19 protein-coding genes are annotated in these 19,932 nt (G+C 72.9%); 14 read left to right on the top strand and 5 right to left on the bottom strand.

Features of this window, described 5'->3' with window-relative positions:
• From opcA to ACZ4NT_RS34020, 5 genes are all read left to right on the top strand, one after another.
• A partial coding sequence (gene opcA, locus ACZ4NT_RS34040) for a glucose-6-phosphate dehydrogenase assembly protein OpcA (protein ID WP_467728969.1) occupies positions 1–782 on the top strand: 782 nt, incomplete at its 5' end.
• Positions 775–2,424: a glucose-6-phosphate isomerase gene (gene pgi, locus ACZ4NT_RS34035; RefSeq protein ID WP_467728967.1), complete on the top strand. Its 1,650-nt coding sequence runs from the start codon at positions 775–777 to the stop codon at positions 2,422–2,424. The genes opcA and pgi, both read left to right, overlap by 8 nt.
• A 15-nt stretch (positions 2,425–2,439) precedes the next feature.
• The gene (gene gnd / locus ACZ4NT_RS34030; protein ID WP_121407572.1) at positions 2,440–3,318 is read left to right on the top strand and encodes a phosphogluconate dehydrogenase (NAD(+)-dependent, decarboxylating); all 879 of its coding nucleotides are present in this window, start codon (positions 2,440–2,442) and stop codon (positions 3,316–3,318) included.
• 5 nt (positions 3,319–3,323) lie between these two features.
• Complete coding sequence (locus ACZ4NT_RS34025) at positions 3,324–3,929, top strand: histidine phosphatase family protein (protein ID WP_121407153.1); 606 nt, start codon at positions 3,324–3,326, stop codon at positions 3,927–3,929.
• Positions 3,930–4,012: 83 nt separating this feature from the next.
• On the top strand, positions 4,013–4,468 hold the full coding sequence (locus ACZ4NT_RS34020; protein ID WP_121407152.1) for a TerB family tellurite resistance protein: 456 nt from the start codon (positions 4,013–4,015) through the stop codon (positions 4,466–4,468).
• A 139-nt stretch (positions 4,469–4,607) separates the two neighbouring features.
• Here the strand turns inward: ACZ4NT_RS34020 and ACZ4NT_RS34015 are convergent, their stop codons facing one another.
• Together ACZ4NT_RS34015 and ACZ4NT_RS34010 are read right to left on the bottom strand one after the other, a co-directional pair.
• Positions 4,608–6,413, bottom strand: a complete 1,806-nt coding sequence (locus ACZ4NT_RS34015; RefSeq protein WP_467728965.1) for a bifunctional sugar phosphate isomerase/epimerase/4-hydroxyphenylpyruvate dioxygenase family protein — start codon at positions 6,411–6,413, stop codon at positions 4,608–4,610.
• A gap of 193 nt (positions 6,414–6,606) precedes the next feature.
• Positions 6,607–7,482 (bottom strand): shikimate dehydrogenase, encoded by an 876-nt coding sequence (locus ACZ4NT_RS34010; RefSeq protein ID WP_467728963.1) that lies wholly within the window; start codon positions 7,480–7,482, stop codon positions 6,607–6,609.
• Positions 7,483–7,755: 273 nt separating this feature from the next.
• On the opposite strand from ACZ4NT_RS34010, the gene ACZ4NT_RS34005 reads away from it, so the two are divergent.
• A complete protein-coding gene (locus tag ACZ4NT_RS34005) occupies positions 7,756–8,421 on the top strand; it encodes a TetR family transcriptional regulator (protein ID WP_467728961.1) in 666 nt (221 codons plus the stop codon).
• A gap of 292 nt (positions 8,422–8,713) precedes the next feature.
• Complete coding sequence (locus ACZ4NT_RS34000; RefSeq protein WP_121407148.1) at positions 8,714–10,066, top strand: MFS transporter; 1,353 nt, start codon at positions 8,714–8,716, stop codon at positions 10,064–10,066.
• Between the two features lie 231 nt (positions 10,067–10,297).
• Here the strand turns inward: ACZ4NT_RS34000 and ACZ4NT_RS33995 are convergent, their stop codons facing one another.
• Entirely contained in the window at positions 10,298–10,771 is a 474-nt protein-coding gene (locus ACZ4NT_RS33995; RefSeq protein ID WP_467728958.1) for a MerR family transcriptional regulator, read from the bottom strand.
• Between the two features lie 65 nt (positions 10,772–10,836).
• Between ACZ4NT_RS33995 and ACZ4NT_RS33990 the strand changes: the two genes are divergently transcribed.
• The 3 genes from ACZ4NT_RS33990 to ACZ4NT_RS33980 all read left to right on the top strand — a co-directional run bounded on the left by ACZ4NT_RS33990 (position 10,837) and on the right by ACZ4NT_RS33980 (position 13,976).
• Complete coding sequence (locus ACZ4NT_RS33990; RefSeq protein WP_467728956.1) at positions 10,837–12,045, top strand: MFS transporter; 1,209 nt, start codon at positions 10,837–10,839, stop codon at positions 12,043–12,045.
• A gap of 99 nt (positions 12,046–12,144) precedes the next feature.
• Complete coding sequence (locus tag ACZ4NT_RS33985; RefSeq protein WP_121407145.1) at positions 12,145–12,684, top strand: transcriptional regulator; 540 nt, start codon at positions 12,145–12,147, stop codon at positions 12,682–12,684.
• Positions 12,685–12,701: 17 nt separating this feature from the next.
• Positions 12,702–13,976 (top strand): MFS transporter, encoded by a 1,275-nt coding sequence (locus ACZ4NT_RS33980; RefSeq protein ID WP_121407571.1) that lies wholly within the window; start codon positions 12,702–12,704, stop codon positions 13,974–13,976.
• 148 nt (positions 13,977–14,124) lie between these two features.
• Here ACZ4NT_RS33980 and ACZ4NT_RS33975 read toward each other — a convergent pair whose 3' ends face one another.
• Positions 14,125–14,721, bottom strand: a complete 597-nt coding sequence (locus tag ACZ4NT_RS33975; RefSeq protein WP_467728953.1) for a TetR/AcrR family transcriptional regulator — start codon at positions 14,719–14,721, stop codon at positions 14,125–14,127.
• 211 nt (positions 14,722–14,932) lie between these two features.
• Between ACZ4NT_RS33975 and ACZ4NT_RS33970 the strand changes: the two genes are divergently transcribed.
• Complete coding sequence (locus tag ACZ4NT_RS33970; protein ID WP_467728951.1) at positions 14,933–15,997, top strand: NAD(P)-dependent oxidoreductase; 1,065 nt, start codon at positions 14,933–14,935, stop codon at positions 15,995–15,997.
• Here the strand turns inward: ACZ4NT_RS33970 and ACZ4NT_RS33965 are convergent.
• The gene (locus ACZ4NT_RS33965; RefSeq protein ID WP_121407143.1) at positions 15,950–16,456 is read right to left on the bottom strand and encodes a PPOX class F420-dependent oxidoreductase; all 507 of its coding nucleotides are present in this window, start codon (positions 16,454–16,456) and stop codon (positions 15,950–15,952) included. The genes ACZ4NT_RS33970 and ACZ4NT_RS33965 overlap by 48 nt on opposite strands.
• 108 nt (positions 16,457–16,564) lie before the next feature.
• Here ACZ4NT_RS33965 and ACZ4NT_RS33960 point away from each other — a divergent pair, with 108 nt between their 5' ends.
• The 3 genes from ACZ4NT_RS33960 to ACZ4NT_RS33950 all read left to right on the top strand — a co-directional run bounded on the left by ACZ4NT_RS33960 (position 16,565) and on the right by ACZ4NT_RS33950 (position 19,903).
• On the top strand, positions 16,565–17,140 hold the full coding sequence (locus tag ACZ4NT_RS33960; RefSeq protein ID WP_121407142.1) for a TetR/AcrR family transcriptional regulator: 576 nt from the start codon (positions 16,565–16,567) through the stop codon (positions 17,138–17,140).
• Positions 17,137–18,606, top strand: coding sequence for an MFS transporter (locus tag ACZ4NT_RS33955; protein ID WP_121407141.1), 1,470 nt, complete (start codon positions 17,137–17,139; stop codon positions 18,604–18,606). The genes ACZ4NT_RS33960 and ACZ4NT_RS33955 overlap by 4 nt, the downstream gene beginning before the upstream one ends.
• Positions 18,607–18,676: 70 nt before the next feature.
• Entirely contained in the window at positions 18,677–19,903 is a 1,227-nt protein-coding gene (locus ACZ4NT_RS33950; protein WP_467728948.1) for a serine hydrolase domain-containing protein, read from the top strand.
• Positions 19,904–19,932: the final 29 nt, after the last annotated feature.

The following is a 19,932-nucleotide window of genomic DNA, read 5'->3' as shown; positions in this document are numbered from 1 at the left end:
AGGAGGCGCCGCGAGAGCATCCCCCACGCACCCTGGTTCTCACCACGCGCCACGCCGGGACCCCGCGCGACCGCACCACCTCGCGCCGGGACGCCGGGGTGCGCGTCGGCGCCGACGCGGGCACCGGCGAGACGATCGTGCTGCGCATGTACGGCGAGGTGTCCGACCACGCCGACTCCGTGGTGCTGCCGCTGCTGCTCCCGGACGCGCCCGTCGTCGTCTGGTGGCCGGTGGACGCACCCGGGATCCCGGTCAAGGACCCGCTCGGCGCCCTCGCCGCACGCCGGATCACCGACATGTACGCGGTCGAGACACCACTCGCCGCACTGGAGGCCCGGGCCGCCGCGTACGCGCCGGGCGACACCGACCTGGCGTGGACCCGGCTGACCCCCTGGCGCTCGATGCTGGCCGCCGCGCTCGACCAGGCCCGGACGAAGGTGATCTCGGCCGCCGTCGAGAGCGAGGCCGAGAACCCGAGCGCCGAGCTGCTGGCCCGCTGGCTGGAGGCCCGCCTCGGCGTCTCCGTCGAGCGGGTCGTCACCGCGGGGCCCGTCGTCACCGCCGTCCGTCTGGGTACGGAGAACGGCGAGATCCGCATCGACCGCCCCGAGGGACCGCTGGCCACCCTGTCGCTGCCGGGCCAGCCCTCGCGCACCCTCGCGCTGAAGGTGCGCAGCACCTCCGAGCTGATCGCCGAGGAGCTGCGCCGCCTAGACGCGGACGAGATGTACGCCGTCGCCCTGCGGGGCGAGGCGACCAAGGAGACTCCCACCGATGTCTGACACCCCCAAGCTCACGCACCGCCCGGAGTGGACGGCGCTGGAGGACCACCGCGCCCAGGAGATGCTGCACCCGCAGCTGCGTGAGCTGTTCGCCGCCGATCCCGGCCGCGCGGAGCGCTACACCGTGCGCGTCGGCGATCTGCGCATCGACTACTCCAAGCACCTGATCACCGACGAGACCCTGGCCCTGCTCCAGGAACTGGCCTCGGCCACCGACGTGTTCGGGCTGCGGGACGCCATGTTCCGCGGCGAGAAGATCAATGTCACCGAGGACCGTGCCGTGCTGCACACGGCGCTGCGGGCCCCGCGCGACGCGGTGGTCGAGGTGGACGGCGAGAACGTCGTCCCGGCCGTGCACGCCGTGCTGGACCGGATGGCCGACTTCGCCGGGCGCGTCCGCTCCGGCGAGTGGACCGGCCACACCGGCCGGCGCATCAGGAACATCGTCAACATCGGCATCGGCGGCTCGGACCTGGGGCCGGCGATGGCGTTCGAGGCGCTGGCGGCGTTCACGGACCGTTCGCTCACCGTCCGGTTCGTGTCGAACGTGGACGGCGCCGACCTGCACGAGGCCGTCCACGGCCTGGACCCGGCCGAGACGCTGTTCATCGTCGCGTCCAAGACCTTCACCACCATCGAGACGATCACCAACGCCACCTCGGCGCGGACCTGGCTGCTCGCCGGACTCGACGGCGAGGAGAAGGCGGTCGCCCGGCACTTCGTGGCGCTGTCGACCAACGCCGGGAAGGTCGCCGACTTCGGCATCGACACGGCGAACATGTTCGAGTTCTGGGACTGGGTCGGCGGCCGCTACTCGTTCGACTCCGCGATCGGCCTCTCGCTGATGATCGCCATCGGCCCGGACCGCTTCCGGGAGATGCTCGACGGGTTCAGGATCGTCGACGAGCACTTCCGCACCGCGCCCGCCGAGTCCAACGCACCTTTGCTGCTCGGCCTGTTGGGCATCTGGTACGGCAACTTCTTCGACGCCCAGTCGCACGCCGTCCTGCCGTACTCGCACTACCTCTCCAAGTTCACCGCGTATCTGCAGCAGCTGGACATGGAGTCCAACGGCAAGTCGGTCGACCGCGAAGGCCGGCCCGTCGAGTGGCAGACCGGCCCCGTCGTCTGGGGCACGCCCGGCACCAACGGCCAGCACGCGTACTACCAGTTGCTCCACCAGGGCACCAGGGTGATCCCGGCCGACCTGATCGGCTTCGTCAACCCGGTCGACGAGCTGAGCGACGGGCTGAAGGCCCAGCACGACCTGTTGATGGCCAACCTGTTCGCGCAGGGCCAGGCCCTCGCCTTCGGCAAGACCGGCGAGGAGGTGCGCGCCGAGGGGGTGCCCGAGGAGCAGGTCCCGCACCGCACGTTCCGCGGCAACCACCCCACGACGACGATCCTCGCGGGCGAGCTGACCCCGTCGGTCCTCGGCCAGCTGATCGCCCTCTACGAGCACAAGGTGTTCGTCCAGGGCGCGGTCTGGAACATCGACTCCTTCGACCAGTGGGGCGTCGAGCTCGGCAAGGTCCTCGCCAAGCGCGTCGAACCCGCACTCACCGAAGGGGCCGACGTTCCCGGCCTCGACCCCTCCACCGCTGCCCTCGTGGCCGCCTACCGCTCCCTCCGGAAGAAGTGAACTGACATGACCACGATGCAGCTCGGACTCATAGGCCTCGGCAGGATGGGCGGCAACATGCGCGAGCGGATACGCCGCGCGGGCCACACCGTCATCGGATACGACCGCAACGCCGACCTCGCCGACGTGCACAGCCTCGGCGAACTCGTCGAGAAGCTCGAAGCCCCCCGCGTGGTGTGGGTGATGGTGCCCGCGGGCGGCCCCACCCAGTCCGTCGTCGACGAGCTCGGCGATCTGCTGGAGCCGGGCGACACGATCGTGGACGGCGGCAACTCCCGCTGGACCGACGACGAGAAGCACGCCGCCGAACTGGCCGCGAAGGGCATCGGCTTCGTCGACGCGGGCGTCTCCGGCGGTGTCTGGGGACTGGAGAACGGCTACGCCCTGATGGTCGGCGGCGACCCGGAGAACGTGGCGAAGGTGCAGCCGGTCTTCGACGCGCTCAAGCCGGAGGGCGACTTCGGCTTCGTGCACGCCGGCAAGGTCGGTGCCGGCCACTTCTCCAAGATGGTCCACAACGGCATCGAGTACGCGATGATGCAGGCCTACGCCGAGGGCTGGGAGCTGCTGGAGAAGGTCGACTCCGTCACCGACGTGCGCGAGGTCTTCCGTTCCTGGCAGGAGGGCACGGTCATCCGCTCCTGGCTGCTGGACCTCGCGGTCAACGCCCTGGACGAGGACGAGCACCTGAACAAGCTGCGCGGTTACGCCGAGGACTCCGGCGAGGGCCGCTGGACGGTCGAGGCGGCCATCGACAACGCGGTCCCGCTGCCGGCGATCACCGCGTCGCTGTTCGCCCGCTTCGCCTCCCGGCAGGACGACTCGCCGCAGATGAAGATGATCGCCGCGCTGCGCAACCAGTTCGGCGGGCACGCCGTCGAGTCGGCGAAGTAGACGTCATGGGCGACCTCCTGCTGGTCCGTCACGGCGAGACCGAGTGGAGCGTGTCGGGACAGCACACCAGCTGGACCGACCTGCCCCTGACCCGGCGCGGCGAGGAACAGGCCACGTCCCTCGCCCCGCTGCTCGCGGGCCGCACCTACGCCCTCGCGCTGACCAGCCCGCTGGGCCGCGCGATCCGCACGGCGGACCTCGCGGGACTGTCCGGGGCCGTCCCGGACCCCGATCTGCGGGAGTGGGACTACGGCGCGTACGAAGGCGTCACGACCGTCGAGATCCACCGGACCCGGCCGGACTGGTTCCTGTGGAACGACGGAGTGCCGCCCGGGCCGGACGGTCACCCCGGGGAGTCCCCGGCGCAGGTGGGCCGGCGCGCCGACCGCGTGCTGGCCAGGGTGGCTCCGGCGCTCGACGGCGGTGACGTGGTCCTCGTGGCGCACGCCCACTTCCTGCGCGTGCTGACCGCCCGCTACCTGGGCCTCTCCGCGGCGGACGGACGGCTCTTCCAGCTCGCGACGGGCACGGTCAGCCGGCTCTCCACCGAGCACGAGCGCCCGGTGATCGCCGCCTGGAACACCTCAGGAACTTCTGTGCCGGTCCACTAGTTCAAACGGTGTTGCAGATCATCGAAGAGGCCGCCGGTCCGCCCGTCCGGGCGGACCGGGCCTCGACAACGTAGGGAGTTCTCATGGCCCTGTGGGACCGCATCAAAGAGTCCGCGTCGACGATGCAGACCCAGCTCGTGGCGAAGAAGAACGACCTGACGAGCGGCGCCTTCCGCGACGCGAGCATGGCGATGTGCGCGCTCGTCGCCGCGGCCGACGGATCGATCGACCCCACCGAGCGCCGCCGCGTCGCGCAGCTGATCGCCACGAACGAGGTGCTGCAGAACTTCGACTCCGCCGACCTCCAGCGGCGTTTCGACGCCAACCTGACCAAGCTGACCGCAGACTTCGCCCTCGGCAAGGTCGGGGTCCTGCAGGAGATCGCCAAGGCGAAGAAGAAGCCCGCGGAGGCGCGGGCCGTCATCCAGATCGGCATCGTCATCGGCGGCGCCGACGGCGACTTCGACAAGGACGAGCAGGCGATCGTGCGCGAGGCCTGCTTCGCGCTGGACCTGGCGCCGCACGAGTTCGACCTCTAGAACAGGTCCGGCGGAACCTGTCCGGCCCCCCGGGCGAGTCCGGCCCGGGCCGTCGCGTCCGCGGAGCCCCCCTCACCGTCCCCGGTGCGGTGGGCCGCGGAGGAGGCGGTCCGGGCCTTCGCGCGAACGGGGTGGCGGGTCAGCGGACGGGACGCGCGACGTGCTGCGCGGCCAGCCGTACCGGGGCGTTCACCGCTCCGTAGCCCCGGTGGCCGCCGTCGCGCTGGACGAGTTCGAAGAAGACGCGGCCGACGGTCTCGGTGTAGCAGTGGCGGAACTCGCCGTCCGCGTCACGGTCGTAGAGGATGCCGAGTTCGCGGTACGTCCGCAGTTCACCGACGGCGAACTCGTACCGGGCGGCCAGGTCGTCGTAGTAGTTCGCCGGCATCGGCAGCAGCCGGCCGCCGGCGGCCCGGAAGCGGCGTGCGGCGGCCACCACGTCCGCCGTGGCCAGCGCGATGTGCTGGGCCCGGGCGCCGTCGTCGGTGGGGGCGGGGCCGACTCCCAGGGCGATGCGGACGCTGCCGTCGGCGTTGGCGACGGCGCGGCTGCGGTGCAGGCCGTACGGGTCGGCGACGTCGACGCTCTCCTGTGCGGCGAGGCCCAGCACGCTGCGGTGGAAGAGGGCCGCCTCGTCGAACTGGTGCCAGGGCTGGGTGAGGGCCAGATGGTCGATGCGGTCCACGTCCCCCGGCCCCGGGGCGGCGGGGTCGCCGTGCTGCGCCAACGGCTCGAAGTCCCGCGTCCAGTCGGGGAGTTGATTCCTTCCCGTGGCACAGAAGAACAGCTCCGTGCCGTCGGGCGCGGACACCGCGTCGAGCGGGGCGTCCTCGGGGGCTCGGCGCCGGGGCAGGACCGGCGCGAGGAGTGCCTCGGCACGGCGGGTCGCGCCGGCGGGGTCGGGCGATTCGAGACCGATGGCGGCCAGCGCGGTGCCGTCCCGGCGGACGGCCGGTCCGGTGTTGAGGAGGATGCGGGCCTCGCCCTGCTGCCACAGGTCGACCGGCTTGCTGCGGTGCCGGGCGGTGCGGGTGAAGCCGAGGGCGACGAGGACCGCGGAGAGCGGCTCGGCGTCGGGGGTGACGAGTTCGGCGAAGGCCACGCCGGTGGGGACCACGGGAGCGGGCGGGGCGGCGAGTCCGGTCGCCTCCTGGAGGACGAGCAGGGACCGCCGGGCGTCCACGGCGGTCGGCCCCGCCTCCGCCTGCCGGAAGACGTCGTTGAACACCTCCAGGGACAGCGGTCCCCGGTATCCGGCGCGCACGACGTGTCCGAGCAGTCCGGCGAGGTCGAACCCGCCCTGTCCGGGGAAACAGCGGAAGTGGCGACTCCACTGCAGGACGTCCATGGCCATCAGGGGCGCGTCGGCCAGTTGCAGGAAGAAGATCTTCTCGCCGGGGATGTCCTCGATGCCCTTCGGGTCGGACCCGCGCGCGAGGATGTGGAAACTGTCCAGGCAGGTGCCGAGCGCGGGATGGCCGGCGGCCTCGACGATGCTCCACGCGTGGTCGTAGGTGTTCACATGGCGGCCCCACGCGAGCGCCTCGTAGGCCACGCGGATGCCGAAGTCCTGGGCCAGGTCCGCGAGTCGGCCGAGCTGCTCGGCGGCGAGCGCGTCGTCGTCGACGGCGAGCGGCGAGACGCTGGAGCAGACCAGAACCGTCTCGGCGCCCAGCCGGCCCATCAGCTCGAACTTGTGCCGCGCCCGGCGCAGATTGCGGTCGAAGGTGTCACCCGGCACCGCCTCGATGTCGCGCATCGGCTGGTACAGGTCGATGCTCAGCCCGAGGTCGGCCGTGCGGGCGCGGATCTCCTCGGGGGTCAGCGGGCTCGCGAGCAGGTCGTTCTCGAAGATCTCGACCCCGTCGAAGCCGGCCCGGGCCGCGGCCGTGAGCTTCTCGGTCAGGGACCCGCTGAGCGAGACGGTGGCGATGGACGTACGCACGGGATGCTCCTTCGTCGCGACTGGGCTTGGGGGCTGTACGGCAGTGGCTCACTGGGGGGTTCGGCGCTGCACGGCGGTGGCTCCGGGAGGCCCGGGCGCAGTACGGCGCTGGCTCCGGGGGATCCTCGCGCCTGAGCGGCGGTGACTCCGTGGGGATCCTCGGGTCCTGCGGCGGTGCGCTGTGCTCGTTCGTTCAGCCGCGCGCGCCCGCGGCGCCCGCCAGTGCGGTGATGTCGGACAGCATGCGCGCGGTGTCGGGTTCCCGGCCGGTGAAGAGGCGGAACGCGTCCGCCGCCTGGAAGGCGGCCATGCCGCCCCCGTCGAGGGTCGGACAGCCGAGCGCCCGGGCGGTGCGCACCAGTTCGGTGTCCAGCGGCCGGTAGACCACCTCGGCGACCCACAGCTCCGGGCGGAGCAGCCCGGCCGGAAAGGGCAGGCCGGGATGCGCGGCCATCCCCGTGGGCGTGGCGTGCACGACGCCGTCGGCCCGGGACAGCAGCGCGGCCAGCGCGTCCGGCGCCGCGGCCACCGCACGCCCGCCGCCGAAGTGCGCGTTCAGTGCGGCGGCGAGCCCGGCGGCACGGTCGGCCAGCGCGTCGACGACGGTCACCCGGCCCCCGCCGAGGGTGAGCAGGGCATGGGCGACGGCCGCGCCCGCGCCTCCCGCGCCCAGTTGCACGATCCGTTCCAACGGGGCGTCGGGCAGCCCCCGCGCGAAGGAGGCGGCGAAGCCGGTGACGTCCGTGTTGTGGCCGACCGCGCGGCCGTTCTCGAAGACGACGGTGTTGACGGCGCCGAGCGCCTCGGCCTGCGGGGCGAGCGCGTCGAGGTGGCCGATGACGAGCTGCTTGCAGGGGTGTGTGATGTTCAGCCCGTCGAAGCCCAGGTCGCGGGCGGACCGCAGCAGGTCGCCGACGCTCTCGGGACCGACGCCGAGGGCGTCGAGGTCGATGAGCCGGTAGAGGTAGCGCAGTCCCTGCCGGCCGGCCTCCCGCTCGTGCAGCGCGGGGCTGAGCGAGGGCCCGATGCCGGAGCCGATGAGGCCGACGAGATACGAGTCCTGGGTCACGGCGGCCTCCGGAGCGACAGCTAATGTACGAACTAGTACGTTAGTAATAGCAGGATCACCGCCCTATCGGAACCCCTCCCCGAAACCGACCATCGCGCCGGCGCCGTCGGCCCCGGCTCGCCGGTCTCTCGGTCGCCCGAGCGTTCAGGCACCCGGCAACGGACCCCGCACGACGGCGCCCCCACCCGCGAACCCCGCGTCCGGACCCGCGACTTCCGGGCCGGGGCCTGCTTCTACAATCGCGAGCACAGGCCCTCCGCCCGAAGGAACCCGATGACCAGCGTCGAAGAACCGGCACGACCCAACGGCCGCATTCGCGACGCCGCCCGCACCAGGGCCGAGATCCTCGACGTCGCCACCCAGGAGTTCGCGCGCGCCGGGTACACCGGCGCCCGCGTGGACGAGATCGCCGCCCGCACCCGCACCACGAAGCGGATGATCTACTACTACTTCGGCGGCAAGGAACAGCTGTTCACCGCGGTCCTGGAGCGGGCCTACTCGGTGATCCGGCAGGCCGAGCAGGAGCTGGACGTCGAGCATCTGGACCCGGTCGCGGCCATCCGCCGGCTCGCCGAGGTCACCTTCGACCACCACGAGAAGCACCCCGACTTCATCCGCCTCGTGAGCATCGAGAACATCCACGGCGCGGAGCACATCGCCGCGTCCGAGGAACTGGGCAGGATCGGCTCCCCCGCCCTGGACGTGATCCGTCGCATCCTGGAGACGGGCCGCAGTTCGGGCCTCTTCACGGCCGACGTCGACGCGGTCGACCTGCACGCGATGATCAGCGCGTTCTGCTTCTTCCGGGTCGCCAACCGGCACACGTTCGGCGCGCTCTTCGGGCGCGACCTGGTCGCCGCGGACCAGCGGGAGCACTACCGCACCATGCTCGGCGACATGGTCATCGCCTACCTGACCGCGGACCGTTCCGAGGGCTGAGCGCAACCGGCCGGCCGAAGGTGCCGGCCGAGCGTGTCCACCCGCCGCACGTCGGGCCTGGTCAGCGGCCTTGCGACCGGTCGGCGGCGCGGACCGTGCGGGCCGGAACCTCGGCGCGACCTCTTGACAGGGAAGAAACGCGGGCGGAACATCCGTAGCCAATCCGCTATTAACTATCCAGTGGGTTAATTAGCCGGTCGCGTCCGGCTCCGCCGACCCGTACACCCCCAGGGTCCCGGCACCTCTCCCCTCCGTCACTCCCGTCCCCGGAGTTCCCTCGAAGGAGCACGCCGTGTCCGTCCCCGCCGCACCGCTCGACGCACCTCCCGGCCAGCCCCGCAAGGCCGCCATGGCCGCCTGGATCGGCAGCGCGCTGGAGTACTACGACTTCTTCATCTACGGCAGCGCCGCCGCGCTGATCTTCCCGAAGGTCTTCTTCGACGAGTCGGACCCGGCCACCGCGACGCTGCTCTCGCTGGCCACGTTCGGGGTCGCCTACGCCGCCCGCCCGGTCGGGGCCCTCTTCCTCGGGCACTTCGGCGACCGCGTCGGGCGCAAGAAGATCATGGTCTTCACGCTGATACTGATGGGCGTCTCGACGTTCCTCATCGGTTGTCTGCCCACCCGGGCCCACGTAGGCACGCTCGCACCGGTACTGCTCGTGCTGTGCCGGGTGCTCCAGGGCATCTCCGCCGCCGGGGAGCAGGCCAGCGCGAACTCCATGTCCCTGGAGCACGCGCCGGACCGCCGCCGCGGCTTCTTCACGAGTTTCACGCTCAGCGGCACCCAGGGCGGCCAGCTCCTGGCGACCCTGGTCTTCCTGCCGGTCGCCGCGCTTCCCGAGGACCAGCTGCTGTCGTGGGGATGGCGCGTCCCGTTCTGGCTGAGCGTGGTGGTCGCCGTGGTCGGGTTCGTCATCCGGCGCACGCTGGAGGAGACGCCGGCCTTCACACAGCAGGCCTCCAGCGAGGGAGTGGTCCGGCTGCCGCTCGCCGTGCTGCTGCGCGACCACCGCGCGGACGTGCTCCGGGTCGTCGCGGGTGCCGTCATCGCCTCGGTCAGCACGATCTTCACGGTGTGGGCGCTGGCCTACGCGACGAGCGACTCGGTCGGCATGTCCCGCTCGTCGATGCTCTGGGTGGGCGCGCTCGCCAACGTCGCCGCGCTGGGCGCCATCCCGCTGTGGGCCATGCTCTCCGACCGCATCGGCCGCCGCCCGGTCTTCCTGGTGGGCGCCGTCGGCAGCGCGGTGACGATGTTCCTCTACCTGTGGGCCGTCTCCACCGGCTCCTACCCGCTGGTCCTCGTGCTGGGCATCGTCGCCTTCGGCGTCGTCTACAGCGCGGCGAACGGTGTCTGGCCCGCCTTCTACGGCGAGATGTTCTCCACCCGTGTGCGGTTGTCCGGCATGGCCATCGGCACGCAGATCGGCTTCGCCGTGGCCGGGTTCGCCGTCACGTTCGCCGCGCAGATCGCCGGCCCGAACGGGGACGACTGGTCGGCCGTCGCCCTGTTCACCGCGGCGCTCTGCGTCCCGCCGGTCATCGCCGCCGTCACGGCCCGCGAGACGCACCGCGTGCCGACCGAAGAACTCGGCGTACGGGTCCCGAACGAGGCCTCGCAGCCCGCACCCGTCTCCGCCTGAATCCCACCGGGGCCGCCCAAGTCCCGCCGCCGGAAGGGTCGTTCGAGGCCCTGCCCCCCTCCGGCCCGCCCAAGTCCACTGCCGTGGAGCACAGTTCCGCACCCGGCGTCCGGCCGTCCGGGAGCCCGGCCCGACGAGCCGCCCCAGGGGTCCCCACAGGCCGCGGCGCCGGGTCACGGGACGATCAAGGCACGTGGACGGGCGGACACCGCCCGCCGGGCGCCGTAGAGTTCACCTTCGCGCACACCGGCCGGATTCAGGGACGGCCGGTGTGCGCGGAGCGCCCCCGGTGACGGCCGTGCCTCGGAGCGCCTTGACGGCGCGTGTCTCCCGCGCGGGGACCGGCATCCTGGCGCGCACGGCGTCCAGGTACTCGCCGATGGCGTCCCGGTTGCGAATCAGGCAGTCGATGCGCTCGGTCATCCGGTCGCGTTCGCCCTCCAGGGTGGAGAGCATTTCCGGCGTCGCGTCCGGGAAGTGGATGACGCGCGGCTTGTCGAGACACGGAAGGATCTGCTTGATGATCCGGGTCGGGAGCCCGGCGTCCAGCAGGCCGCGGATCTGCAGGACCCGGTCGGCACACGACTCGTCGTAGGAGCGGTATCCGTTCGCACACCGAGCGGCGACAATGAGGCCCTGCTCCTCGTAGTAGCGCAGCAACCGCCGCGGGGTGCCGGTGCGTTCCGACAGCTCTCCGATGCGCATGTGACCGCCCTCACACCATCTCGCGTTGACCTTCACACCAATGTGAGGGTTCGAGCATACGCGGCATGCACAGCGAACTGACGCCAACAGACCACGCCGGCACGGGAGTCGGGACCGGAAGGCTGCCCCGGTCCGCGCTGCTCGCGCTGGCCACCTCCGTCTTCGTCACCAGCCTCACCGAAACCCTGCCGGCGGGCCTCCTGCCCTCGATGAGCGGGGATCTCGGCGTGAGCCAGTCCGCGATGGGGCAGTCGGTGACGATCTACGCGGCCGGTACCGCGCTCACGGCGATCCCGCTGTCCGCGGCCACGGCTCGATGGCGGCGCAAGCGGCTGCTCCTCACCGCCATGACGGGGTTCGCCGTCGCCAACACGGTCACGGCGGCCTCGACGTCCTACGCCCTGACGATGGCCGCGCGGTTCGTCGCGGGTGTCGCCGCCGGTCTCGCCTGGGCCCTGCTCGCCGGTTACGCCCGCCGACTGGCGCCCGTCCCGCTGCGGGGCCGGGCGGTCGCCCTCGTCATGACGGGCATCCCGGTCGCCCTGTCGCTGGGCGTTCCCGCGGGCACCTTCCTCGGTGAAGCGGTGGACTGGCGGGTGACGTTCTTCCTCATGACGGCCCTCGCCGTCGCCCTGCTCGGCTGGATCGCCGCGGCGGTCCCCGACCGGCCGGGGCAGCCGAGTGCGCAGGGGCCGGCCCTGCGCCGGACCCTCGCGGTGCCGGGTGTGACTCCCGTCCTGTCCGTCACCCTGGTCTTCGTCCTGGCCCACACGGTCCTGTACACCTACATCGCCGGCTATCTGGACCATCTCGGCATGGGCGGCTCGACCGACCTGGTCCTGCTGGTCTTCGGTGCCGGGTCCCTCGCGGGCATCTGGGGCGTGGGCATGTGCATCGACCGCGGGCTGCGCGGCCCGATGATCGCGAGCACCCTGCTCGTGGCCGTCGCGGCGGCCGTCCTCGCCGTCATCGCCGACAGCTCCGTCCTCGCCCTCGTCGCCGTCGCCCTGTGGGGGCTCGGCTGGGGCGGCGTGCCCACGCTGCTCCAGACCGCGGCGGCCGACGCGGGCGGCGAGGCGGCCGACGCCGCGCAGGCGGTGCTGGTGACGCTGTGGAACGCGGCCATGGCCGGCGGCGGCGTGGCCGGCGGGCTCCTCCTCGACGCCTTCGGGCCTGTCGCCCTCCCGTGGAGCGTCCTCGCCCTGATGCTCCCGGTGCTGGCCGTCGTGGTCGCCGCGCGCGCTCACGGATTCCCCGCGCGGCGCTCCCCCTGACGGACCGAGTGGCCGTCACGGGCCTCAACCGGACAGCGGATCACGGGAGTTCACGCAAAACCCTTGCGCAATGGTCAAGAGTCATTGACCATTGAGGGCATGCCAACCGACGACCTCCCCGAGACGTTTCACGTCACCACCGACGACCAGCTGCGCGCCGTCTCCAATCTCACGCGCCACCGGATCATGGCCATGCTCCGCTTCGAGCCCGCGACGATCACGCAGATCGCCGAGCGGGTGGGCCTCGCGAAGGGGAGTTCGAGCTATCACGTACGACTGCTGGAGCGGGCCGGCCTGGTGAAGGTGGTGCGGACGCGGAAGGTGCGGGGCGTCCACGAGCGGTACTACGCGATGGCCGCGCGGTCCATCACGCTGCCGGATCCGGGCGAAGGAGGGCCGGACGTGCTGATGCGCCACGCGGTGGCGGACCTGGAGGCGTCGGCGGCGGACGGCGAGCGGCACGTACGGATGGCGCATCTGCGGCTCACCGACGAGCAGTTCGCGCAACTGGGGGCGCGGCTGCAGGCACTGGCGGACGAGTACCGGGAGCTCTCCGACCCCTCGCTGCCGGACACCTCGCTCGTCTTCGCCCTGTTCCACCCGGCACCGCGTCGGCAGACCGAAGGAGACGCCAAGTGAAGGCAGAGATGCGCAAGTTGCCGACCGGGTTCGGACGGCTGTGGACCGCGCAGACGATCTCCTCGTTCGGTGACGGAGTGACGCATGCCGCGCTGCCGCTCCTCGCGCTGACGCTGACGCGCGATCCGATGGCGCTCGCCGCCGTCGCGGCCGCCGGGACGCTGCCGTGGCTGCTCTTCGGGGTGCTCGGCGGTGCGCTGGTGGACCGCTGGGACCGCCGCCGCACGATGTGGGTCGCGGACACGGCACGCGCGGTGCTGCTGGCGCTACCGGCGGTGGCAGCCGTGCTTGACGTGCTGAGCATTCCCCTGCTCACGGCCGTCGCCTTCCTGCTCGGCCTCGGCGGACTCTTCTTCGACACCGCCGCCACGGCCTACCTGCCCGACCTGCTCCACCGCGACCCCGCACTCCTGGAGCGCGCCAACTCCCGCCTGCGCGGCGCCCAGACCGCGATGTCCGGCTTCGCGGGGCCGCCCGCGGGCAGCGCCCTGCTCGCGCTCGGACGGGCGGTTCCGCTGCTCACGGACGCGGTGTCGTTCCTGCTCTCCGCACTGCTCGTACGGACGCTGCCCGCCATGCCCCGGCCCGTGCCGGAGGTCCGCGAGTCGCTGCTCAAGCAGGCGCGGGCCGGGGCCTCATACGTCTTCCGGGACCGGGTGCTGCTCGGGCTCGCGCTCCGCCCGGCGGTCGGCAACATCTCCTTCCTCGCCGTGGAGACCGTCCTCGCCCTCTTCGCGCACGACCGCCTCGGCATCGACACCTACGGCTTCGGTCTGCTCCTCACGGCGGAGGCCACCGGGGGCCTGCTCGGCGCGGCCATCGCCTCCCGGCTGGGCCGGCACCTCGGCACCGGCACCGCACTGACCACCACGGCCGCCGTCGAGGGGCTGGCCATCCTGGGTCTGGCCGCTGCCCCGAACCCGTACGCGGCCGGGCTGGCGCTCGCCGTCTGCGGCGCCGGCATGGGCGCCACGATGGTGCTGGCGCCCTCCCTCCGGCAGGCGATCGTCCCCGCCCACCTCATGGGCCGGGTCGCCTCCACCTCCCGCATGCTGGCCATGTGCGCCGCCCCCGTCGGAGCCTTCCTCGGCGGCTGGCTGGCCACCACCTACGACATCCGCACCCCGCTCTTCGCGGCCGCCGCCCTCCTGCTGGCGATGACGGCCGTCACGGCATCCATGACCAGCAACCGCCGGGTCGAAGCGGCACTGCGTGCCGCCGCCCCGGCCGACCGCCCGGATCACCCGGCACCCGAGGATCCCGCCCGGGAAAGCGCACCCGACCCGGTGTGACGCCCGGCCGCGAAGACGGCGCGACGGGTCGGGCGGGAAGCCCCCGCGGGGCGCGACGACCGGCCGGAGCGGCCGGGCGCGCCGACCGACCCGGCCCCTCCTCCCCCTCGGAGGCAAGCAGGTCACGGACTTGACGCCCCGCCCGCACTCACCGACCCCGGTCGACGGCGCCGTCCAGCAGGGGGCCGAGTTCGCGGACGACGGTCGTCAGCGCGCGGACGTCCCGTTCGGCTCTGGCGATCAGGAGAGCCCCCTCCAGGGCGCTGATCATGAGCGTGGCGAGCGGTTCGGCGCGGCCGGCCGGGACGCCCATGTCCGTCAGCGCCTCGGCGACCGGACGGTTCCAGCAGGCGAACGCGGCGGCCGCCGCGGCCCGGGTGGACTCGGTCGCCTCCGCACAGTCCGCCGTCGCGGCGGCGACGGGACAGCCCGCGTCGAAGCCGGAGGACGCGTACTCGTCGGTCCACTGCCGCACCATCTCGGCGAACAGGCCGCTCGGTGCCGGTTCGTCGAGTGCGGCCAGAAAGCGGGCGACGCGCCGGTTCGCGTAACGGCCGGCCCACTCCACCGCCTCGTTGACCAACTGCTCCTTGCCGCCCGGGAAGTAGTGCTGGAGCGACCCGCGGGGTGCCCCCGCGTGCACCGCGACCTCCCGCATCCCCGTCGCGGTGACCCCCTGGCGCCGAATCAGCTGGGCCGCGCTGAAGACCATCCGCTCCCGCGGCCCCCGCCCGGAATCCGCCATGTCCGACCTCCCGCCGTCCCCGCACCGTCGCCCGCCGGGGGCGTCCCGCGATGTGTGGTCCCCGACCGGAGGGAGTCCGCTGCGAGCGGCCCGCCCGGACGGTCCGCCCTCCACTATGACAGGCGTCATGGCGCGGGCTACTATGACAGCCGTCATAACCAGCGAACGGCGGCGGCTTCACGGGTGCGCCGGCCAGAGACGGCGGTGCGTCGTGCAGGTGGGCTTCCTGGGTCTCGGAGTGATGGGGCAGCCGATGGCGCTGAACCTGGCCCGGGCCGGTACTCCCCTGATCGTCTGGAACCGCACCGCCGCGAGGGCCGAACCCTTGCGCGCGGCGGGCGCGGAGGTCGCCGGAACCCCGGCCGCGGTCCTGGCGCGTGCGGACGTCACGTTCCTGATGCTGGCCGACGAGAACGCCACCGACGCCGTCCTGGGCCGCGGCACCCCGGACTTCGCCGCCCGGGTCGCCGGGCGCACCCTCGTGCACATGGGCACGACGTCACCGGAGTACTCGCGCGGCCTCGGGGCCGACGTCCGGGCGGCGGGCGGACGGTACGCGGAGGCGCCGGTGTCCGGGTCCCGGGTGCCCGCGCAGGACGGCCGGCTCGTGGCGATGCTGGCCGGGGAGGACCCGGTCGTGGCGACCGTGCGCCCCCTGCTCGAACCGATGTGCCACGAGACGTTCGACTGCGGTCCGGTCCCGAACGCGCTGCTGATGAAGCTCTCGGTGAACCTCTTCCTCATCACGCTGGTGACCGGCCTCGGCGAGGCCTTCCACTTCGCCGACCGCCAGGGCCTGGACCGCGGGCTGTTCCTCGACGTACTGGACGCCGGGCCGATGGCCAGCGGGGTCTCCCGGATGAAGGCACCCAAGCTGCTGAGCGGGGATTTCAGCGTGCAGGCCGCCGTCCAGGACGTGCTGAAGAACAACCGGCTCATCGCCCGGGCCGCCCGGCAGGCGGGGCTCGCCTCGCCCCTTCTCGACGCCTGCCACGCCCTGTTCGGCGAAACCGTCGCACTCGGGCACGGCGGGGCGGACATGATCGCCGTCCTGCGCGCCATCGAGGCCCGGACCGCCACCCTCGGGGCCGGGGCCGGACACGAGGCCGAAGCACGGACGGGTGCCGGGGCCGGGTACGACGCCGAACCCCGGCCGGGGGCCGAACCCCGGACCGACGGTGCCGGCGGGGCCCCCGCGGAGCGCCGGGAGTCCTTCTCCGCCGACGCCTCAGCGCCCGCGCGGGATGCCGTACGCGCGCTCCACGCGGAGCCGTAGGACGAGGCGGCGGTCCCGGACCATGGCGGCGCGGTAGTCGTCCCAGTCCGGATGCTCGCCCTGCACGTCCCGGTAGAGCCGCACGAGCTCCTCGACCGTCTCGTCGTGCGGATCCCGGGCGACCGGTGTGAGGTCGGCCGTGCCCTCGGCGACGGTGTACGCCCACCGGTCGTCACTGGTCACGTGGTACGAAGCCCGGGGGTCCCGGCGCAGGTTGCGGGTCTTGGCCCGGTCGTCGGTGAGGGAGACCCGGACGGTGCGCTCCTCCGGGTAGTAGGCGTGGTTGACGTTCGACAACTGGGGCCTGCCGTCCCGCTTGAGGGTGACCAGCACGCCGCCGTCGTGCTCGGAGAGCAGTGCGAGCAGGGCCTCCTGCGCCCGCTCCTCCCCGGCGGGCCGCGCGGTGTTCGCCTCGTCGACGTCGTTCGCGTCGTTCGTGTCGTGCGCCTCGTGAGTCATGCCCTGGGCAACGCTTTCCGCCGCTCGGAGCATTCCGGGCGGCAGCCGAGCACCAGCGATTCCCGCCATCGCGTAGACACTGTCTACCCGGCCTGGTAGACAGTGTCTATGGATGCACCGGAACCAGGGCTGCGGGCCCGTCTGATCCAGGTCGGCGTCGATCTGGTCACCACCGAAGGGGCGCAGGCACTGTCCCTGCGCGAGATCGCCCGGCGCGCGGGCGTCTCCCACGGCGCCCCGCGCCGCTACTTCCCGACCCATCTGTCCCTGCTGTCGGCCATCGCCCGCCACGGCTTCGAGGACCTCGGGGCCCGTGCCGTGCGGGCGGACGACACCGGTGCCGCCCCGCGCACCCGCCTCACCGGGTTCGGGCACGTCTACCTGGACTTCGCGCTCACCCAGCCCGGGATGTACGCGCTGATGTTCCGTCACGACCTGTTGCGCAGCGACGAGTTGCGGCTCCGCGACACGAGCCTGCCGCTCTTCGGTGTGCTGGTCGACCTGGTCGGGCAGGCCCGTCCCGGGGCCGACGCCCGGCTGGTCGCCGGCGCACTGTGGGCGAACCTGCACGGCATCGCTCAGCTGTGGACTTGGGGAAGTCTCCAACTCGCATCGGGAGCCGAGGACTTCGAGCCCCTGCTGCGTACGGCGCTGGACGCGCACCTGGGGGCGGAGGCCCGATGACACCGCATCGCCTGCTCACCCTCACGAGCAGCGTCGCCGGCGCCGCGATCGTCGCCCTGGACGGGACCGTGCTGACCGTCGCGCAGCCCACGCTCCGCCGTGACCTGCACGCCTCCTTCGCCCAGGTGCAGTGGACGAGCACCGGCTATCTCATCGCGGTGGCCGGCCTGCTGGTGTTCTCCGGGCGGCTCGGTGACCGCTACGGCCACCAGCGGGTCTTCGCCGCCGGAGTCATCGGCTTCGGCGCGGCCTCCGCGGGCATCGGCCTGTCCTCGGGCATCGGCTGGGTGATCGGGCTGCGCGTGGCCCAGGGGGTCTTCGGGGCGCTGCTCCAGCCGGCCACCCTGGGGATGCTGCGCGCGGCGTTCCCGCCCGACCGGCTCGGAATGCCGGTGGCGCTGCGCACCAGTGCCATCGGGGTCGCGGCGGCGGCCGGCCCCCTCGTCGGCGGCGTGCTGGTCACCCAACTGGGCTGGCGGGCCGTCTTCTTCCTCAATGTCGTCCCCGCGCTGGCACTGGGCGCGCTGGCGCTCGCCGTCCGCGTGCCCGCACCGGCCGCATCGGCCGCGGCGGGCGCGGCGGCACCCGGAAGCGGGGACACCCGCGACGCCGACGACGCGGCCACGCCTCCGGGCGCGGGGAGCGGGCCCACCCCGCTCGACGTCCCCGGCGCCTGTCTGCTCGCCGCCGCCCTCGCCTGCCTGGTCCACACGCTCGTCGGTACCCCCACGGCCGCGGGCGCCGTCCTGGGACTGTCGGTCGTCATGCTCCTGGGCGCGGCCTTCGTCCGCCACGAGCGGCGCACCGCGAGTCCGCTGCTGCCGGCCGCGATCCGCGGCTCGGCGACCATCGGCGCGGCGCTCGGCATCCTGGTCACCGCGTCGGCGGCGATGTTCGGGGCCCTGTTCGCCGGCACGTACTTCCTGCAGGACGTCCTCGGCCTGAACCCGCTGCAGAGCAGCCTGCGCGCCCTTCCCGGTCCGGTGATGATGATCGTCGGCGCACCGCTCACCGCGATGCTGATGCGCCGGTTCGGGCCCCGGCGGACAGCCGTGTCGGGCATGGCCCTCCTCACCCTCGGCATCGTCGTCCTGTCCCTCCTCGGGCCCGACTCGACGGCGGTGCCGATCGGCCTCGGCTTCCTGCTGCTGGGAGCCGGCTTCGGGTCGGTGATGGTCACCGCGACGGCCGTCGTCGTACGCCACGCGTCCGCCGGTACGGCCGGGGTCGCGGGCGGACTCCAGCAGACGGCGATGAACGTCGGCCCGACGGTCGGGGTGGCCGTCGCGACCACGATGATGACCCGCACGAGCGTGGCGATGGGCCCCGCGCTGACGGTGCTCGCGGTCGTCGCCGCGCTGGGGATGCTGCTCGGCCGCGCCCTGCCCGGGCGGCCCGAGGCGGTCGCGCCTCCGCCCTCCGCGCCCGGGACCCGGGAGGCCCCGCAGGTGGAGGGGGTCCCGTAGGACACGGTGATCCGCGGGTACGAGACCATGAGGGTGAGCCAGTCCACGAGCCGCAGTCCGGAGGAGAACCATGGGACTTCTGGAGCAAGAGGTCGAGCCGGACGAGGCCGGACTCGACCCCAAGGCGCTCGCCCGGCTGGACGAGCACTTCGCGCACCTGGTCGACGAGGGCCGGCTGCCCGGGTACCTCGTCTCGGTGGCCCGGCACGGCCGCGTCGCCCATCTGACGGCGTACGGCAGCCGCGACCGCGCGGCCGGCCTCCCCGTCACCGCGGACACCCTGTGGCGGATCTACTCGATGACCAAGCCGGTCACCTCGGTCGCCGCGCTGATCCTGGTCGAGGAGGGGCGCATCGGCCTCGACGACCCGGTCGCCCGCCACCTCCCGGCGTTCGCCGACCCGCAGGTCCACGTGTCGGGTGAGGGCGCGGGGATGCGGACCCGCCCGGCCGCCGGGCCCCTGCTGGTCCGGCACCTGCTGACCCACACCGCGGGTCTGACGTTCGGGTTCTACCACGCGCATCCCGTCGACGCGCTCTACCGGGAGGCGGGCCTGGAGTCGTCGGTGCTGGAGGGTTCGGACCTGGCCGGGACCTGCGAGGTGTACGCGCGCCTTCCGCTGCAGTTCGAGCCGGGCACCCGGTGGAACTACTCGGTCGCCACGAACGTCCTGGGCCGCCTCGTCGAGGTCGTGTCGGGGCGCGACCTGGACGAGTTCTTCGCCGAGCGGATCCTCGGCCCGCTCGGCATGACGGACGCCGGATTCCACGTCACCGAGGAGCAGTCGGGGCGGCTGGCGGAGCTGTACGGGGAGGACGGAGAAGGGGGCATCACGCCGATCGCCGGGCTGCCTCTGCACGGCCGGCCGCGGCTGCTGTCCGGGAGCGGCGGCATGGTCGCGACCGCTCGCGACTACCACCGCTTCATGGAGTTCCTGCGGCGCCGCGGTGAGCTCGACGGCGTCCGGCTGCTGGCTCCGCGGACCGTGGACCTCATGACCTCCAACCAGCTCCCGGGCGGCGTCGACATCCGCACCCACGGCAGTCCCGCCCACGACGACCCCGGCAACGCGGGTCTCGGCTTCGGCCTCGGTGTCTCGGTCGTGATCGACCCGTCCGTCACCGCGACCCCCTCCAGTGCGGGCACCTACGGCTGGAACGGCGTGGCCAGTACGACGTTCTGGGTCGACCCGCGCCGGGACCTGACCGTGCAGTTCCTCACCCAGCTGCGTCCCACCGGCTCGCACACCGTGTTCCCGGACGTGCGGCGGCTGGTGCACGAGGCGGTCGTGGACTGAGGTGCGTGGGCCCGGGTCCGGGGGCCGGA

The organism is Streptomyces sp. NPDC026417 (assembly GCF_055567695.1).
The sequence above is the reverse complement of the archived record's forward strand: the minus strand, read 5'-3'. Positions and strand labels throughout refer to the sequence as shown.

What these genes read in the sequence shown, in the direction of transcription:
- pgi (WP_467728967.1), top strand. Translation starts at nt 775, where the DNA reads ATGTCTGACACCCCCAAGCTCACGCACCGCCCGGAGTGGACGGCGCTG.
- ACZ4NT_RS33975 (WP_467728953.1), bottom strand. Translation starts at nt 14,721, where the DNA reads ATGGCGGATTCCGGGCGGGGGCCGCGGGAGCGGATGGTCTTCAGCGCG.
- ACZ4NT_RS33995 (WP_467728958.1), bottom strand. Translation starts at nt 10,771, where the DNA reads ATGCGCATCGGAGAGCTGTCGGAACGCACCGGCACCCCGCGGCGGTTG.
- ACZ4NT_RS34020 (WP_121407152.1), top strand. Translation starts at nt 4,013, where the DNA reads ATGGCCCTGTGGGACCGCATCAAAGAGTCCGCGTCGACGATGCAGACC.
- ACZ4NT_RS33955 (WP_121407141.1), top strand. Translation starts at nt 17,137, where the DNA reads ATGACACCGCATCGCCTGCTCACCCTCACGAGCAGCGTCGCCGGCGCC.
- gnd (WP_121407572.1), top strand. Translation starts at nt 2,440, where the DNA reads ATGCAGCTCGGACTCATAGGCCTCGGCAGGATGGGCGGCAACATGCGC.
- ACZ4NT_RS34025 (WP_121407153.1), top strand. Translation starts at nt 3,324, where the DNA reads ATGGGCGACCTCCTGCTGGTCCGTCACGGCGAGACCGAGTGGAGCGTG.
- ACZ4NT_RS33965 (WP_121407143.1), bottom strand. Translation starts at nt 16,456, where the DNA reads ATGACTCACGAGGCGCACGACACGAACGACGCGAACGACGTCGACGAG.
- ACZ4NT_RS34005 (WP_467728961.1), top strand. Translation starts at nt 7,756, where the DNA reads ATGACCAGCGTCGAAGAACCGGCACGACCCAACGGCCGCATTCGCGAC.
- ACZ4NT_RS33990 (WP_467728956.1), top strand. Translation starts at nt 10,837, where the DNA reads ATGCACAGCGAACTGACGCCAACAGACCACGCCGGCACGGGAGTCGGG.
- ACZ4NT_RS33985 (WP_121407145.1), top strand. Translation starts at nt 12,145, where the DNA reads ATGCCAACCGACGACCTCCCCGAGACGTTTCACGTCACCACCGACGAC.
- ACZ4NT_RS33950 (WP_467728948.1), top strand. Translation starts at nt 18,677, where the DNA reads ATGGGACTTCTGGAGCAAGAGGTCGAGCCGGACGAGGCCGGACTCGAC.
- ACZ4NT_RS33960 (WP_121407142.1), top strand. Translation starts at nt 16,565, where the DNA reads ATGGATGCACCGGAACCAGGGCTGCGGGCCCGTCTGATCCAGGTCGGC.